Source organism: Nocardiopsis sp. NPDC055879 (genome assembly GCF_053615935.1).
In genome coordinates, this window is sequence record NZ_JBSHCT010000005.1 from 59263 (window position 1) to 76144 (window position 16882).

General features: G+C 69.4%; 15 protein-coding genes. 5 read left to right on the forward strand and 10 right to left on the reverse strand.

Translation table 11 applies throughout. From position 1 onward, the window contains the following. The first annotated feature begins 77 nt into the window (after positions 1-77). Complete coding sequence (locus tag ACWGKS_RS07090) at positions 78-1109, forward strand: LacI family DNA-binding transcriptional regulator (protein ID WP_358505005.1); 1032 nt, start codon at positions 78-80, stop codon at positions 1107-1109. 75 nt (positions 1110-1184) lie between these two features. Here ACWGKS_RS07090 and ACWGKS_RS07095 read toward each other — a convergent pair whose 3' ends face one another. The 6 genes from ACWGKS_RS07095 to ACWGKS_RS07120 all read right to left on the reverse strand — a co-directional run bounded on the left by ACWGKS_RS07095 (position 1185) and on the right by ACWGKS_RS07120 (position 8580). After that, positions 1185-2261 (reverse strand): mandelate racemase/muconate lactonizing enzyme family protein, encoded by a 1077-nt coding sequence (locus ACWGKS_RS07095; RefSeq protein WP_358505002.1) that lies wholly within the window; start codon positions 2259-2261, stop codon positions 1185-1187. Between the two features lie 4 nt (positions 2262-2265). Beyond that, positions 2266-3171 carry a 5-dehydro-4-deoxyglucarate dehydratase gene (locus tag ACWGKS_RS07100; RefSeq protein ID WP_358504999.1) on the reverse strand — a complete coding sequence of 302 codons (906 nt, stop codon included), beginning with the start codon at positions 3169-3171 and terminating at the stop codon, positions 2266-2268. Between the two features lie 55 nt (positions 3172-3226). Continuing rightward, positions 3227-4126 carry a sugar phosphate isomerase/epimerase family protein gene (locus ACWGKS_RS07105; protein WP_358504996.1) on the reverse strand — a complete coding sequence of 300 codons (900 nt, stop codon included), beginning with the start codon at positions 4124-4126 and terminating at the stop codon, positions 3227-3229. Then, a complete protein-coding gene (locus tag ACWGKS_RS07110) occupies positions 4123-5283 on the reverse strand; it encodes a dihydrodipicolinate synthase family protein (protein WP_358504993.1) in 1161 nt (386 codons plus the stop codon). The genes ACWGKS_RS07105 and ACWGKS_RS07110 overlap by 4 nt, the downstream gene beginning before the upstream one ends. Next, positions 5280-6434, reverse strand: coding sequence for a Gfo/Idh/MocA family protein (locus ACWGKS_RS07115; protein WP_358504990.1), 1155 nt, complete (start codon positions 6432-6434; stop codon positions 5280-5282). Before ACWGKS_RS07115 ends, ACWGKS_RS07110 begins: the two co-directional genes overlap by 4 nt. Before the next feature lie 499 nt (positions 6435-6933). Then, positions 6934-8580, reverse strand: coding sequence for an IS200/IS605 family accessory protein TnpB-related protein (locus ACWGKS_RS07120; protein WP_358504987.1), 1647 nt, complete (start codon positions 8578-8580; stop codon positions 6934-6936). Positions 8581-8755: 175 nt separating this feature from the next. Here ACWGKS_RS07120 and ACWGKS_RS07125 point away from each other — a divergent pair, with 175 nt between their 5' ends. Beyond that, positions 8756-9742 carry a pectate lyase family protein gene (locus tag ACWGKS_RS07125; RefSeq protein WP_358504985.1) on the forward strand — a complete coding sequence of 329 codons (987 nt, stop codon included), beginning with the start codon at positions 8756-8758 and terminating at the stop codon, positions 9740-9742. Positions 9743-9869: 127 nt separating this feature from the next. On the opposite strand, the gene ACWGKS_RS07130 is transcribed toward ACWGKS_RS07125, so the two are convergent. From ACWGKS_RS07130 to ACWGKS_RS07145, 4 genes are all read right to left on the reverse strand, one after another. Further along, a complete protein-coding gene (locus ACWGKS_RS07130) occupies positions 9870-10838 on the reverse strand; it encodes an exonuclease domain-containing protein (protein WP_358504982.1) in 969 nt (322 codons plus the stop codon). 69 nt (positions 10839-10907) lie between these two features. Beyond that, complete coding sequence (locus tag ACWGKS_RS07135; RefSeq protein ID WP_358504979.1) at positions 10908-12605, reverse strand: serine/threonine-protein kinase; 1698 nt, start codon at positions 12603-12605, stop codon at positions 10908-10910. A gap of 158 nt (positions 12606-12763) precedes the next feature. Then, complete coding sequence (locus ACWGKS_RS07140) at positions 12764-13651, reverse strand: alpha/beta fold hydrolase (protein ID WP_358504976.1); 888 nt, start codon at positions 13649-13651, stop codon at positions 12764-12766. Beyond that, a complete protein-coding gene (locus ACWGKS_RS07145; RefSeq protein ID WP_358504974.1) occupies positions 13648-14124 on the reverse strand; it encodes a GbsR/MarR family transcriptional regulator in 477 nt (158 codons plus the stop codon). The genes ACWGKS_RS07140 and ACWGKS_RS07145 overlap by 4 nt, the downstream gene beginning before the upstream one ends. A 136-nt stretch (positions 14125-14260) precedes the next feature. Here ACWGKS_RS07145 and ACWGKS_RS07150 point away from each other — a divergent pair, with 136 nt between their 5' ends. The 3 genes from ACWGKS_RS07150 to ACWGKS_RS07160 are packed head-to-tail and all read left to right on the forward strand — an operon-like array spanning position 14261 to position 16838. After that, the gene (locus ACWGKS_RS07150) at positions 14261-15199 is read left to right on the forward strand and encodes a metal ABC transporter substrate-binding protein (protein ID WP_452522041.1); all 939 of its coding nucleotides are present in this window, start codon (positions 14261-14263) and stop codon (positions 15197-15199) included. A 32-nt stretch (positions 15200-15231) separates the two neighbouring features. Further along, on the forward strand, positions 15232-15975 hold the full coding sequence (locus tag ACWGKS_RS07155; RefSeq protein ID WP_358504971.1) for a metal ABC transporter ATP-binding protein: 744 nt from the start codon (positions 15232-15234) through the stop codon (positions 15973-15975). Beyond that, entirely contained in the window at positions 15963-16838 is an 876-nt protein-coding gene (locus ACWGKS_RS07160; protein WP_358504968.1) for a metal ABC transporter permease, read from the forward strand. Before ACWGKS_RS07155 ends, ACWGKS_RS07160 begins: the two co-directional genes overlap by 13 nt. The last annotated feature ends 44 nt before the right edge of the window (positions 16839-16882 follow it).

A 16882-nucleotide genomic window follows, 5' to 3' on the forward strand; every position in this document is an offset into this window, starting at 1 on the left:
ACGGCGACGGTCACCCCCGACCTTCCACTAGCCTGGGAAAGAGTTTTCCCACAGGTCATGGCAGAAGGGGCAGGGTCGTGAGTTCGTCGTATGTGACGCTGGAACAGGTGGCACAACACGCGGGGGTGTCACTGGCCACCGCCTCCCGAGTCATCAACGGCAGCACCCGCCAGGTCAGCGAACGCCTGCGCGAGAAGGTCAACGCCAGCGCCGAGGAACTGGGCTACCTGGCCAACGCCTCCGCTCAAACGCTGGCCCGCAACAGCAGCTCCCTGGTCGGGCTGCTCGTCCACGACATCGCCGACCCCTACTTCTCCTCCATCGCACGCGGGGTCACCCGCCACACCGAGGAACAGGGACTGGTCACCGTCCTGGGCACCACCCACCGCTCCGCCCAGAAGGAGAGCACCCTCCTGGCGACCCTGCGCGCCCACCGCGCCAGGGCCATCGTCCTGGTCGGTTCGCGCTCCACCGACGAGGAGAGCAACGCCCGGCTGATCCGCGAGATCGAGGCCTTCCAACAACAGGGCGGACGCGTGGCGTGCGTGTCCCAACCCGGGCTGCCCGCCGACACCGTCAACCCCGACAACCACGCCGGGGCCGCGGAACTGGCCCGCCACCTCATCGCCCTGGGACACCGGAGCTTCGCCATCCTGGCCGGCCCCACCAACCTGAGCACCGCCCGCGAGCGACTGGACGGCTTCCACTCCGCGCTCTCCGCCGCCGGCATCGAGCTGGAACACCACAACATCGTGCACGGCGACTTCACCCGCGATGGCGGATTCGAGTCCACCCGACGCCTGATGCGCCTGGGCACCGACGCCACCTGCCTGTTCGCGGTCAACGACGTCATGGCCACCGGCGCCATGGCCGCCCTGCGCGATTCGGGCATTGGCGTACCCCAGGAACTGTCCGTGGCCGGGTTCGACGACATCCCCACCCTGCGCGACCTCACCCCCGCCCTGACCACCGTGCGCCTACCCCTGGAACAGATGGGCGAACGCGCCGCGCAGATGGCGTTGGAGACCGACCACGAGGGCGAGAACCGCACCCTCAACGTCCAAGGCGAGGTCCTCATGCGCGAGAGCACGCAGCGCCCCGCCCGGTGAACCCCAGCGGGGGTGGTGGAGCGATTCCGCTCCACCACCCCCGTTCGCGTCCCGTGCCAGAGGACGCGTCCCGTGCTAGGGGAGTGGGGACAGATCCCGGGCGAAGGACAGACCGTGACCAAGGCCGGTCTCGGCGCTCAGCCACCCCTCACCGATCCGCACCCCGCTGGGGGCGGCCAAAGCCCCCAACGCCTCGAACGAGGCGTGGTCGATGTCCTCGACCATCGCCACCCGGGGCACGCACAACGCCAACTGCCCCGACAACTCCGGCAACAGGTGCGGCGCCACCGGCACCCCACGCCGCGCCATCGACTCGGCCACCCGCAGGAACGGGGTGATGCCACCGACCCGCACCACGTTGGGCTGGGCCACGTCGCACACCCCCGCCTCGACGAACCTGTCGAACTCCTCGACGCCGCGCAGGTTCTCACCCAGGGCGAAGGGCACCGCGGTGCGCGCCCGCAGGCGTTCATGCGCGGCCAGATCCTGGGCCGGCAACGGCTCCTCCACGAAGAGCGGATCGTGTTCGACCAACCGATCCAGGGCCCGCACGGCGGTGGGCACGTCCCAACGCTGATTGGCGTCCACCATCAGCGTCCGATCCGGGCCCAACACACCGCGCACCGCGGCGACCCGTTCGACGTCGCGCGCCACCTCGGCCGAGCCCACCTTGATCTTGGCGGCCCGATGCCCGGACCCGACCCAGGAACTCACCTGTTCGAGCAGGTCGGCGGAGTCGTAGTCGAGATTGACCCCGCTGCCATAGGCGGCGACCCGATCGCGACGCCGACCGATCAGGTCCACCAGCGACATCCCGGCCACCTTGGCCTGGACATCCCACAGGGCGATGTCCACCCCGGCCAGGGCCATCAGGGTCAACCCGGTGGTGCCCGCCTCGCGCAGATGCCACCGCAACTCCTCCCACCGGCACGGGTGGGCGAGCCCGCCCACCACCACCGGAGCCAGGTCGGTGTTGACCAACGACTCCACCGCCCCCGCCCCGATCAACGGGGTCCAGGAGAACCCGGTGCCCACCACCCCGGCATCGGTGGCGACCCGCACCACCACGATGTCGTTGCGGTCCACACCACCGTCCCAGGATCGCCGCAGCGGCAGACGGAACGCGCGGGCCGCCACCTCGGTGACACGCACCCGCTCAGCCCTTCCCGACCAGGGACAGACCCGTCTCGATCAACGCCGACAACTCGGCCTCCTCCGCCGAGGTCAGGTCGACGAAGGGAGCGCGCACCGCGCCCGCCCGCACCCCGCGCAACCGGGCCCCGGCCTTGACCAACGACACCGCGTACCCCGGGGAACGATCACGCAGCCGCACCAGCGGGTCGTAGAACTCGCTCACCAAGCGCCCCGCGAGCGGGTCGGCGGAGTGGAAGGCCTTGTAGAAGGCGTCGGCCACCTCCGGGACGAACGCGAAGGCCGCCGAGGAGTACAACGGCACACCCACCCCGGAATAGGCCGCAACGGTCAACTCCGCGGTCGGCAACCCGTTGAAGAAGGTGAAGTCCGCACCGCGCACCGAGCGCACCGTCAACACGACCTGGTGCATGTTCCCCAGGTCACCCACACCGTCCTTGATGCCCACCACCCGTGGGATGGCCGCCAACTCCGCCGCCGAATCGGGGGAGAACACCATGGAGCCGCGCTGATAGACGATGATGGGGATCTCCACCGCCTCCGCCACCGCCCTGACGTACTCCACCAGACCCCGCTGGGGCGCCGAGACCAGGTAGGGCGGCAACAACAAGATGGCGTCCGCACCCGCCTCCAACGCGGTCCGCGCCTGCTCGATGGCGGTGCCCACACTGCCACCGGCACCGGCCACCACCGGAACGGCACCGTCGACCACCTGGACCGTACGACGCACCACCGCGGCGTGCTCGGCCGCGGACAGGGCGTGGATCTCACCGGTGCCACATGCGGTGAACACCCCACCGGCCCCATGGGCCACACCCGAGGCCACGTGCTCGGCGAGCACCTCCTGGTTCACCGCTCCGGCGTCGTCGAAGGGTGTGAGGGGAAAGAACAGGATCCCGTCGAAATTCATGCGCTTTGCTCCTTGTCACGAGGGCGCCGCCCCTGGCGGCGAGGTCGGATCTGGTTCACAGGACGTGCTGGACGTGGCGGCGGGCCATGGTCGCGATGACGTCGTCACCGTCGGCGGCCCACACATCGGCGTTGAACACCTCCCACTCGACGTCGCCCTCATAACCGGCGGCCCGCACCGCCCGGTACAGGGAACGAACATCGATGTGGCCGTCGCCGACCATGCCCCGACCCAACAGCGGGTCGGCGGGCAGGGGCAGGACCCAGTCGCACACCTGGAAGGAGGCGATGCGTCCACGTGGGCCCGCCCAGGCGATGTGCTCGTACACCGCCGGGTCCCACCACACGTGGTAGGTGTCCACCACCACGCCCACCTGCTCCGCGGGGAAGGGTTCCGCCCACTCCAGGGCCTGGCCCAGGGTGGACAACACCGCGCGATCGGCGCAGAACATCGGGTGCAGGGGCTCCAACCCCAACCGCACACCGCGTTCGGCGGCGTAGGGCGCCAACACCTGCAAGGCCTCGCCCACCCGTTCCCGGGCGCCGACCAGGTCACGGTCGCCTTCGGGCAGGCCGCCCACCACCATGACCAGGACGGGGGCACCCAACTCGGCGGCCTCGTCCAGCGCCCGACGGTTGTCCTCCAACGCCACTGCGGGGTCGAGATCGGTGAGGAACCCGCCCCGGCAGTAGGTGGACACCCGCAGACCCGAGTCGCGCAACAGACGCGCGGACGCCGCGAGCCCGGCCTCGGCGACCTGTTCGCGCCAGGGGCCGATGGCCGGCACGCCCGCGCGCAGGCAGCCGTCCACCGCCTGACGCAGACTCCAGTACTTGGTGGTGGCCTGGTTCAGGGAGAGCCGTGACAGGACCGCGTCGCCCGGGGCCGGGGTGGGCACCTCGGCCTTGAGCCCGGAGGGCACGTCCACGTCCGCGGCTCGGGGGACGATGGTCATCGCTCCACCCCCGAAACGCGCAGCAGCCGTCCCATACGCTCCATCGCCAGGTCGGGGTCGCTGAGCGCCCCGGCCCGGTCCGCCAGGCGCAGGATCTGCGCCAGGTGGGGCAGCGAACGCGCGCTGTGCAGCCCACCCACCATGTGAAAGCCCTTCTGGTGGCCGTTGAGCCAGGCAAGGAAGGTGATCCCGGTCTTGTAGTAGAAGGTGGGCGCGGAGAACAGGTGCCGGGCCAGGGGCACGGTGGCGTCCATCAGTTCGCGGTAGCGGGCCGTGTCGCCCTCGTCCAGCGCCGCCAGGGCACGACCGGCCACCGGGGCGATGGCGGCGAAGACGCCCAGCAGGGCGTCGGAGTGGCCATGGTCGTCGCCCTGGATCAGCTCGGGGTAGTGGAAGTCGTCGCCGGTGTACAGGCGTACCCCTTCGGGGAGCAGCCGGCGCAGACGCACCTCCAGGTCGGCGTCGAGCAGGGACACCTTGATGCCCTCCACACTCGCGGCGTGGTCGGTGATCAGCTCGGCCACCGGTTCGATCGCCTCGGCCGGGTCGCGGTACCCCCAGTAGCCGGCCAGGGCCGGGTCGAAGGCCTCACCGAGCCAGTGCAGGATCACCGGACGCTCGGCCCGCTCCAACAGCGAGGCGTAGACCTTGGCGTAGTCGTCGGGGCCCTGAGCCACGGCGGCCAGCGCACGCGAGGCCATCAACACCGGAGCGGCCCCGGCGCCCTGGACGGTGTCGAGTTGTTCGACATACGCCTGGACAACGCTTTCCAAAGACTGACGCGAAGACCCCAGTTGGTCGGTGCCCACCCCGCAGGCCAGGGCGGCCCCGCGAGCGGCGGCCTCCGCACCCGAGCGGCGGATCAGCTCGGCGGTGGCGGGCCAGTCCAGCCCCATGCCGCGCTGGGCGGTGTCCATCGCGTCGGCCACGCCCAACCCCTGGTCCCACAGGTGGTGCCGAAAGGCCAGGGTGGCGTCCCAGTCCAGGCGGGCCGCTTCCCCCGGCGCGTTGACGGCGGTGGGGTCGGCGACCACGTGGGCGGCGGCGTAGGCCACACGGGTGCGGGCGGGGGACAGCACAGTGGTCTCGGCGCGGGGGCCGGTGGGGGAGAAGGGTGTGGTGCCACCTTCGAGGGAGGGCAGCATCAGGTCGCTCATCGGGTCGTCACCTCGCTCAGCTCCACGGTGCGTCCGGTGCGGGCCGAGTCCAGCCCGGCCTCGGCCATCTGGATGCCGCGCGCCCCGGAGAGCAGGTCATGGGGGAAGTCGGTGCCCAGCACCACGTGCGCCAGGAAGGCCTCCCACTGGGCCCGGAAACCGTTGGGGAAGTCGGTGTTGTCGGGGACCCGCTCCCACTGGTCGCGGTAGCCCCCCGCGTCGACGGCGTCGGGGTCCCAAGTCGCCTTGGGGGTGGTGGAACGGTGCTGGATGCGGCAGTGGCGCAGGCCGGCCACGGCGCTGCCGTGGGTGCCGTCCACCTGGAACTCCACCAGCTCGTCACGGTCCACCCGCACGCTCCAGGAGGAGTTGATCTGGGCGATGGTGCCGTCGGTGAGTTCGAAGATGCCGTAGGCGGCGTCGTCGGCGGTGGCCTCATAGTCCCGGCCCTGCTCGTCCCGGCGTTGGGGGATGTGGGTGGCGGTGCGGGCGGTGACGGTGCGCACCGGGGAGAACAGGTGCTCCAGGACGTAGTGCCAGTGCGGGAACATGTCCAGCACGATGCCGCCGCCCTCTTCGGCCCGGTAGTTCCAACTGGGCCGCTGTCCGGGCTGCCAGTCGCCCTCGAAGACCCAGTAACCGAACTCGCCCCGGATGGAAAGGATCTTTCCAAAGAAGCCGCTGTCCACGAGTCTGCGGAGTTTGAGCAGGCCGGGCAGGAAGAGCTTGTCCTGGACCACACCGTTGCGCACCCCCGCCTGCTCGGCGAGTTTGGCCAGTTCCAGGGCGGCCTCCAGGGTGTCGGCGGTGGGCTTTTCGACGTAGACGTGCTTGCCCGCGGCGATGGCCGAACGCACCGCCGCCTCCCGCGCATGGGTGATCTGGGCGTCGAAGTAGATCGAGACGCTGTCGTCGGCGAGTACCGAGTCCAGGTCGGTGGTCCAGCGTTCGATGTCGTGTCGCCGGGCGATCTCGCGCAGCTTGTGCTCGGAACGCCCCACCAGCACCGGTTCGGGGATGACGCGGGTGCCGTCGGGCAGCTCCAGGCCGCCTGCGTCACGGATGGCCAGGATCGAACGGGTCAGGTGCTGCCGATAGCCCATTCGGCCGGTGACGCCGTTCATCGCGACGCCCAGCACGTGGTCTGCCATGGGTTGTAACCACCTCTCTTTGAAAGCGCTTTCCAAAGCGTACGGCAAACACGACGATCACACCAGACCCACCCTGAGCGGGGGAGGGCCCACCGACCCATCGGTGAGCGGCCGCGCGAGCGGCCCGAACACGGTGCCCGCCCCACCCCGTGAGCGGCGCCGCAGCGGGGCGAACCGGGCCGCATCGACGAGCAAACGCTTGCCAAGGACCTCCGAGCGTGAGCGAACCTCCACGCACACCCGAACGTGAGGGCCATGCGGAAAGATCGCCCCGAAGGACCCGCACCGACCTGCCGTGACACGAGGAAAGAGCGATCGTGGGCGAATCTTTCGCGTTACCGGCATTGACTTACCTGTAACGGGATCGTAGCTTCTTGTGCACGGAAAGCGTTTGCACGAATACGGGTCACCTTCCCGTTCGGCGCACGGGCCCACTCCCGAGACGCCATCGACCGCACATCGTTTCCGTTCAGGGGCGTCCCGCGCTTCCCACCGTTCCTCAGCAGTGCGCAGGAGTGACATCCGATGCCACCCCTGGTCCTGCGCGCACCCCGAACGGTGTTGGATGCACTGGTCCTCCGCGTTCTCCTTCCTCCAAGGCTTGGGCGCGCGCATCGTGTGCGCGTTCCACACCGGAGAGGCGGATTCCCTCACCCCCACGAGCGCCCGACCTGGCCTGAACGGTCCGATGCCCCGCACCATCACTCCGGTGATGCGGGGGCGGTGCCGTCCGACGCCGGATCGGGTGCCCTTGGGCGCGTCGCCCGATCACGATGCTCGCCGCATCGTGCCGGGACGTCTTCCTTCTCCTGCTGGTGGTGGGTTTTTGCCAGTGCTGGGCACCCCACCTGGAGGTGTAGGCCGCGTCCACAGCGATGATCGTGATCGCGGTGGCATCGGCCATCGAGGTCAGCCGAGCTTTGAGTCTGCCGGTGGGCATCCCGGAGATGACCTGCCGGAACCGTTTCCTGCCTCCGTGCCTTTCCCGGGTCTTGGAGTCCATGAAGTCCAGATCCTCCACCGCGACCGCCTTCACACCGCACCGGTGCGCCCAGCGCAACAGCCCGGACAAGGCGTGGCGGACCTGGGCGTCACGATGGGAAGCGGTGCCCGACAACTGGTAGTCGAAGCGGCGTGGGTCACCGAGAGGGTTGCCGTGGGTGTCCAAACGCCAGGCGGCCAGGTGATCGGCGTTCATATCCACACCGATCACCCCCTCGGTGAGGGCGGCTCGAAGGGGGATCTGCGGTGTGGTCGGCGTTTGCCACGAGGCGGTGATGTACCAGCGTCCCCGTTCCACATCCAGGTGCACCCGGTAGGCCACCGCCCGGTTCGCTTTCACCCGGCCGGCCCACTCCCGGCCTCGGTGGGCGAAGGCGATCTTGCCGGAGAGCCGGTACCGGCAGTGCGGGGCGTTCGCCCATTCCTTGAGTGGGGCCGGGAGTTTGATCGACACCTCACCCTGCGGGGTGATGCGGATCGTCTCGTTGCCGAACCGCTTCCCCGATTCCCCATCGGCTTGAAGGAACCACCGCCGGGCTTCCCACCGCTCACGCCATGAGGACTCGGTCAACCCAGCATTGGCGAGGTGGTGGCGGTTGCGGGCCAAATGCTTACCGCCACGCACCACAGAGACTTTCCCTGCCTCGAAGTCGGCCCGCGCTATGGCCAACCGATTCTCCAGGGTGGCCAGGCGCCGGGACTTGGCGTGCCACTCCTGCCGGGACCGGTAGCCGCCCGGCTTCTTCCTGGTGCTCTTGGCCCCGACCGGTAACGACAACCGGTGCCGGATCGTGGCGACCCCGGCTTCCACAGAGCGCAGGTGTGCGGCTTGGACACGTCGGGCCAGGGCCCACTGGTCGTGGGTGGCCTTGGTGATCGACCCCGCCCACCGGGAGGAGCACTCAGGGGTCAGCACCCGCTTACGCTCCGCCCACGTCGTGCTGTCGTGGTCCAACCCGTCGGCACAGCGGGCCTTGAGATCAGCGGCGGCCAGCGAACTCAGATGGGCGCCGACCATTCGGAGTACCTTCTCGTCCTGGACGGTCAGGTGCTTGAGGCGGGTGCGCACGGCCACACCGGTGGGACCCGAAACCGGGTAGGGGCCGGCGATCGGTCGTAGACCCCGCTGATCGATTCCTGCCATCCGCTCCCCACCCCCTCTGCCCCTGACCGTGTTTGATTCCGGTGTTCGAACACCACGTTAGCCACCTCTGGGGCGGGTGTCCCAAGAACCGAAAAACTCCTCCGCCCGGGGTGAAGGCGCGCACCGCTCGGATGATGAGAACCCCCGATTCCGAAGGAAACCCACCATGCGATCCGTGACCAACAAATCCGGTACCCCCACACGCACCGTCCTGCTGGCCGGCACCGCCGCCGGAGCCCTCGCGCTCGGCCTGCTCGCCGTCACCGACGGCTCAGAATCCACCGTCCACGCCGACCTGGTCGGCGCCGCCCAGGAAACCCCTTCGGGTTGGGCCGGTGAGAACGGCGGCACCACCGGCGGTGAGGGCGGCGACGTCGTCACCGTCTCCGACACCGACGCGCTGCTCTCGGCCCTATCGAGCTCGGGCCCCCAGGTCATCCAGATCGACGGCTCCATCGAGCTGTCCGGTATGAACGACGTGCCCGCCGACACCACCCTCATCGGGCTGGACGGCGCCCAGATCACCGGCGGTGGCCTGGACGTGGACGGTGTGTCCAACGTGATCATCCGCAACATCGCCTTCTCCGGTTGGGACGACGACGCCGTCAACGTCCAGGAGGGCAGCACCAACGTGTGGATCGACCACAACAGCTTCACCGACGGCTATGACGGCGCCGTGGACGTCAAGCGCGAGTCGGACTTCGTGACCATCTCCTGGAACCACTTCTTCGACCACGACAAGACGTCCCTGGTCGGGCACTCCGACGACCACACCGAAGACGCCGGCCACCTGCGGGTGACCTACCACCACAACTACTTCGACGGCACCGATACCCGTCATCCCCGGGTGCGCTTCGGCAACCCGGTGCACGTGTACAACAACTACTACCGCGACAACGACGAGTACGGCGTGGCCTCCACCATGGGCGGCGGTGTGCTCGTCGAGGGCAACTACTTCGAGGACGTGGACAACCCCACCCACACCGGTTACGCCGACTCCGACATCGGTGCCGTGGAGGAGAGCGGCAACGTCTTCGACGGCTCCGGCGAGCCCGAGAGCGGGGGCGGGACCGTGGAGTCGATCCCCTACTCCTACAGCCTGGACCCGGCCGAGGACGTGCCCTCGATCGTCGGCGACGGTGCGGGCCCCGGCAACCTGTGAGCCGCGGGTAGTCCCTCACGGTCGCCGCCCCACCGGCCCGGAGTTCAAGGCCGTTGGGGCGGCGACACTACCGATGTCGACCTCAAGGTCGACTCGACGCACGTGCGCGGGCGCCCTCCGGTGCCTTTCAGGCCGAGGCCATGCCCAGGCGGGCCATCAGTTCCGAGCCGGTGATGATGTCGATGCGCTGGCCCTTGGCGATGTAGGTCTCCGCCTGTCGGTGCTTGGAGGTCTTGCCCCCGTGGTCGCTGTCTCCGACCACCAACACGTCGGTCTTCTTGGTGACGTTCTTGGCGGGAAGTCCACCGGCCTCGGCGATGCGCTTCCACACCTCGGGCTTGTCCATCCCGTTCAGGTCTCCGGACACGCACACCGTGCGCCCGAACAGGGGGCCGGCCGGGTCGGCGTCGGGGGAGGGCTCGGGCAGGGGGCTCTGCGCGGCCCGTTGCCAACGACCGAACCGGTCCTCGGTGGCCGCCGCCCGCACCGTGGTCGGTGCGATGGGCACGGGCAGCACGGTGGCGGCGACGGCCTCGGCCCGGCGCAACGGCATCCGGGAGGCCCGCGCCAGTTCGGGCAGTGAGGTGGTGCCGTAGTCGCGCATGGCGGCGATCATGATGTGGGCGGCCGCCTCGGCGTCCGCGTCGGCCCGGTGGTGCCGGGTGATCTCGTGGCCGATGTGCGCGCACACCGTGGGCAGACGGTGGTCGGGCAACTTCCAGGTGCGTCGGGACAGGGCCAGGGTGCAGGCGTAGTCCAGGGCGGGCAGCTCTTGGCCGGTGTGGGCACAGGCCTGACGCAGCGCACCCATGTCGAAGGCGGCGTTGTGCGCCACCAGCGCCCCACCCTGGGCGAACTCCAGGATCCGGTCGCGCACTCCGTGCCAGGTGGGCGCCCCGACCACGTCGGCGGCGGTGATGCCGTGCACCGCGGTGTTGTGCCGGGAGAAGAACGACACCTGCTCCGGTGGGCGGATCAGGGTGCTGTAGCGGTCCACCACCCGACCCTCCTCGACGCGCACCAGACCCACCGCGCAGACACTGCCGCGGTCGGCGTTGGCGGTCTCGAAGTCGATCGCGGTCCAGGTGTGGGTCACCCCGGCCCCTCCTTCTCACAGCTCAGGGACGAACGCATCGAGGGTACCGCCGCGCGTCCACCGCCGTGGTCACAACGGGTCGAAGGAGGTGATGGCGTTCTCGCGCAGGTCGCCCTGCTGGGTCCACCGGTTCTCCTCGGCGGCGAACAGCACCGTGTAGTAGTCACCGCTGGTCACCGTGATGTTGCGGGCCATCAGGTGCCGGGGCACCCCGTTCTGGGACCAGATGAACTCCCAGTCGGCGGCCGAGTGGAAGTCGGTGGTGCCGGTGACGTCCTCCACTCGGACCCGCTCATAACCGGGGAAGCGTTCGTCGCCGCCGGAGACGTCCTCCTGGTCCAGCACGTGTTGATACTGGTCGTCGGTGGGGTGGGCGGTGCGGTCCACCTGCAGGTAGGAGTTGTCGGTGTGGGAGTCGTAGAAGACGCTGTCGCCCTCGACCCGGCGGACCCATCCGTCGGGAACGAGCATCGAGAAGCCCTCGGGGTCCTGGGTCCAGGTCATGCCCGCGGCGGTGGGGTCGCCTTCCTCGTCGGTCTCCACGACGGGGGTGGAGGGCGAGGCCGCCGGTTCCTCGGCCTCGGTGGGCTCCTCGCCGGCCTCCTCCTCGGAGGTTCCGGTGCCGGCCGAGACCACGCCCTGCTCATCACTCCAGGGGTTGAACACGACCAGGGAGGCGGCCACCACCAGGGAGGCCAGTCCCAGGGTCAGCACGACCACCGGCCAGGACAGGCGACGCGAACCCTGTGGGGTCACGGGCATGGTGCCCGCGTCGCTCACCTGGGTGGGGGCCGAGAAGGGCGGGGCCGCCTGTGGATGCCCCACCTGCTGCGGGTGCGTCCCATAGGGGTGCGGTGGTCTGTTGCCCGTGGGCGGGGTGCCCGCACCGAGCGTGGTCGTGCCGGTCTGGGGGCCGGTGGCGGGTCGTGACCCGTTGTCGCCACCGTGTTCGGACCCACGGGCCGCGGCCTCCATCAGGGATCGGCTGCCCGCCTCGTCCAGCCGTCGGGCGGGGTCCTTGACCAACATCCCCTGGATCGCCCCGCCCAGCGGGCCGGGCAGGACACCGGGAGGTTCGGCGTTGAGCACCGCGTGCAGGGTGGCCGGGATGCCCTCGCGTTGGAAGGGGGAGACGCCGGTGGTGGCCTGGTAGAGGGTGGCGCCCAGCGACCACAGGTCACCGGCGGGGCTGGCCGGGGACGAGGCCAGGCGTTCGGGGGCCAGGTAGGCCGGTGAGCCCATCACCCCGGCGGTCTGGGTGACCGCGGCGGTGTCGGCGATGGTGGCGATGCCGAAGTCGGTCAGGACCACCCGGCCGGAGTCGGTGACCATGACGTTCTCGGGCTTGACGTCGCGGTGGGTGATGCCCTGGGCGTGGGCCGTGCCCAACGCGTCGAGCAGGGACAATCCCCAGGCGGCGGCGCGCTCGGGCTCCAACGGCCCCTGGTCGCGCACGATCCGGTGCAGGGATTCCCCTTCCAGGAACTCCATGACGATCCAGGGGCGACCGTCGTCCTCCAGGATGTCGTGGACGGTCACGATGTTGGGGTGCTGGCCCATGGCGGTGGCCTGGGCCTCGCGCCGTGCCCTGGCGGCCATGCGGGTGCGGTCGTCCTCGTCCAGGCCGGGGCCCAGGAGGATCTCCTTGACCGCCACGGTGCGGTTGAGTCGTATGTCGTGGGCCTTCCATACCCGGCCCATGCCTCCCCGGCCGACCTCTGCACGCAATTCGTAGCGTTCGTGCAGCGTGCGCTGGGAATCGGCCACCGGTTACTCCTGATGGGGGTCGTGGGGCGTGGGGGCCCGCGGGGACGGGAAAGGGCCACGCGGGGGCGCGGCGCGGTGGGGGAGTCCAGTTTACGGATTATCGTCCCTGTCTTGCCCAACGATCCCACGGGCCCCGAATCTCCCGTGCGTTCCAGGCCCTACGAGCCGGGTTCGATCTCGGTGAGGAAGTCGCGTACCAGGCGGCCGACCCACTCGGGGGACTGGCGGTTGGCCCAGTGCCCCTGACCGGCGAGAAGTTCGACGCGGGCTCCGGGAACCGCGCGGGCGGCGGCGATGGTGGTGGCGGGCTTGACGCCGATGTCCTTCTCCCCGGCGATGAACAGGGTGGGGCAGCCGATCTCGCCCAGGCGTGGCCGCAGGTCCACGTTCATGCGCCAGGGGCCGATGGAGGTGTTCTGCCAGTCCGAGGAGCCCGCCCCATTGGCCTCGATCTCGGCCATGACCTCGTCGATGACCTGTTCCTGGTCGGGTGCGGGGCCGGCGAACAGCGCCTTGCGGACGAAGAGCTCCACCTTGCGCCGGTCCCCGACCATCAGACCGGGCAGCGTGGTGTTGAGCAGGCGGCTCTTGGCGGTGAGCCACAGGAGTTGGTGGTATCCGGGGGCGAAGGAGAGCACGCCGCCCGGGTTGATGGCCACGACGCGTTCCACCCGGTCGGGGTGTTCGATGGCGGTGTCCAGGGTCATCGCCCCGCCCTGGGACATGCCCACCACCCCGGTCCGGTCCACGTCGTAGTGGTCCAGGATCGCGGTGACGCAGCGGCGCAGGGCGGCGTGGTCGGCGATTCCGTTCCAGTCGCGGCTGTGTCCCTGCTTGGGCCAGTCGGGGGCGATGACCCGGTGGTCGCGGGCCAGGTCGGGGATGAGGTGGCGCCAGCTCAGGGTGGCGTTGTCCACCCCGCCCCCGCTCAGCAACAGCACCGGCGGGGCGCCTTCGGGGCCCTGGGTGATGACGCTCAGGCGGCCCTGGGGCATGTCGATGTGTTCGCGGTGGAAGTCGTCGGGTCTTGTGCCGGCCTTGCTCATGAGGTGTCCTTTCGCTGTCGGTCCCGCCAGCGGTCGAGCAGGGCGGGTAGTTCGGTCTCCAGGAACCCGTAGAGCTCGTGCACGTTCTCCAGGCGCTCGCGCCGCCGCGGTGAGGCGTCCTGTAGTGCGGCGAGTCCGCGTTCGGTGACGCGACGAAACTCGGTGGTCTGCGCGTAGCGGCGTTGGAGCATGCGGCTCCACCCGTCGGCGGCGATACGGAAGTACTCCTGGCGGTGGCCGCGTTTGCGCACCCCCTCCACGAGCCCGCTGGGGGTGAGCATCCGGGTGGCGCTGCCGATGGAGCTGCGACTGACCTGGAGCACCTCGGCCAGGCGGGCGGCGCTCTGTTCGGGCGGATCGCACACCAGTAGCCAGCCGATGACGCGTCCGGCGATCAGCGGCATGCCTTCGTGTTCGAAGAAGACCGCGAGGTCGTCGACGAAGGCGAGTTCGGCTTCGGTGGGTTCACTCATGCCTTCATCGTACAGTCATTGCAGTAATGACTGCAATGACTACAACGGATTCAGGAGGCGCGAAACGGTCGTATCCCACACCGAAAAGTCGACAGCGGCATGTGTGGGTTCGTCTCGACTGTGGTAAAAGTTAGGCGTGCCGAACATTAGAGATGGGTTGTCTTCAAAGACCTGGTTGGTCACGGTTTGCGCCCTGGTCCCCGCGCTCAGTCTGACCGCCTGCACCTCCTCCACCGGACAGGCCTCCGACGACGACGGTCGCCCCCTGGTCCTGACCACCTTCACCGTTCTGGCCGACATGACCGAGAACATCGCCGCCGACCGCGTACGCGTGGCCTCCCTGACCCGCCCCGGCGCCGAGATCCACGGCTACGAACCCACCCCCGACGACCTCGTCCGCGGCCAGGACGCCGACCTCATCCTGGAGAACGGCCTGGGTCTTGAGGCCTGGTTCGCCCAGTTCACCGAACGCGTCCAGGCCCCCACCACCGTGCTCACCCAAGACGTCGAGACCATCCCCATCTCCTCCGGCGACCACCAGGGCGAACCCAACCCCCACGCCTGGATGTCACCCACCAACGCCCTGACCTACGTCGACAACATCCAGGCCGCCCTGACCGAACTCGACCCCGAGGGCGCCGACGACTTCGCCCGAGCCGCCCAGGACTACAAGGACGAGATCAACGAGGTCTCCACCTACCTGGACACCGAACTGGCCGAGGTCCCCGACAACGCCCGCGCCCTGGTCACCTGCGAGGGCGCCTTCTCCTACCTGGCCCGCGACGCCGACCTGACCGAGCGATACCTGTGGCCGGTCAACGCCGAAAGCGAGGGCACCCCCCAACAGATCGCCGCCGTGGCCGAGTTCGTCCAAGACAACGACGTTCCCACCGTCTTCTGCGAGAGCACCGTCAACGACGGCGCCCAACAGTCGGTGATCCGCGAGACCGACGCACGGATGGGACAGACCCTCTACGTCGACTCCCTCTCCGAGGCAGACGGGCCCGTTCCCACCTACCTGGACCTGCTGCGCCACGACGCCGAGGCCATCGTCGAGGGCCTGACCACCACATGAGCCGCCCACCCGCACAAGGCAAGGAGGAGGCCGTGAGCGCCGCCATCGAGGTCAAGGACGCCACCGTCCGCTACGGCGACGTCCTGGCCCTGGACGAGGTGAGCGTGTCCGTACGGCCAGGGCGTGTCTGCGGCCTACTCGGCATGAACGGCTCGGGCAAGTCCACCCTGTTCAAGACCGTGCTCGGCCTGGTCACACCCGACCGCGGCCGCGTACGCGTCCAGGGCATGAAGAGCGCCACCGCCCGCCGCAAAGGACTGCTCGGCTACGTCCCCCAGTCCGAACAGGTCGACTGGGCCTTCCCCGTCCGGGTCCGCGACGTGGTCATGATGGGCCGCTACGGCCACATGGGAGGCCGACGCCGACCGCGCCCCACCGACCGCGAGGCCGTCGAGCACGCCCTGGCCCGCACCGACCTGACCGACCTGGCCGACCGCCAGATCGGCGCGCTCTCCGGCGGCCAGCGCAAACGCGCCTTCGTCGCCCGCGCCATCGCCCAGGACGCCGCCGTGCTGCTGCTGGACGAACCCTTCGCCGGGGTGGACAAACGCTCCGAGGCCACCATCACCGAACTACTCCTCCAACTGCGCCGAGCCGGACACACCCTGCTGGTCTCCACCCACGACCTGTCCCAGGTGCCCGCGCTGTGCGACGAGGCGCTCCTGTTACAGGGCCGGGTCATCGCCCACGGCCCACCCGAACAGGTACTCGAACCGAACGTGCTGCTGGAGGCGTTCGGCATCCAAGCCTCGGAGGGGGCCACATGGACACGGTGACCGCGCTCGTGGAGTGGTTCACGGTGCCGATGCGATTCGAGTTCGTCCAACGCGCCCTACTGGTCAGCCTGGTCGCCGGGCTGGTGTGCGCCGTCCTCTCGTGCTGGATGACCCTGGTGGGCTGGTCCCTGATGGGCGACGCGGTCTCCCACGCCGTACTGCCCGGGGTGGTGCTCTCCTACATGTTCGGGCTGCCCTTCGCCCTGGGGGCCCTGGTCTTCGGCGCCGGTTCGGTCACGTTGATCGGGGTGGTCAACCGCACCTCCCGGGTCAAGGAGGACGCCGTCATCGGGGTGGTCTTCACCGCCCTGTTCGCCCTGGGGCTGGTCCTGGTCTCCCGGGTGCCCAGCCAGACCGACCTGAGCCACATCCTCTTCGGCAACGTCCTGGGGGCCTCCGACACCGACATCCTCCAGGTGCTGATCCTGGCCGCGGTGGTGCTGGCGGTGGTCTGGTACAAGCACCGCGACCTGACCATGTACGCCTTCGACCCGGTCCACGCCCACGCCATCGGCGTCAACCCGCGCCTGTTGGAGACCCTGCTGCTGGGCCTGTTGTCGGTGACCGTGGTGGTGGCGCTGCAGGCGGTGGGCATCATCCTGGTCGTGGCCATGGTGATCATCCCCGGTGCGACCGCCTACCTGCTCACCGACCGCTTCGAGCGGATGCTGCTCATCGCCATGGCGGTCTCGGTCACGGCCTCGGTGAGCGGGGTCTTCACCAGCTTCCACCTGAACGTGTCCACCGGCGGGTGCATCGTGCTCGCCCAGGCCGCCCTGTTCACCCTGGCCTACCTGTTCTCACCCCGCCAAGGGGTGCTCTGGCGCGGTCGCACCGCCCGCGCCCTGCACAATCGGGCTTGAACAAACCATTTTGAATACTCTGTTGACAACATTCTCATGCCAAC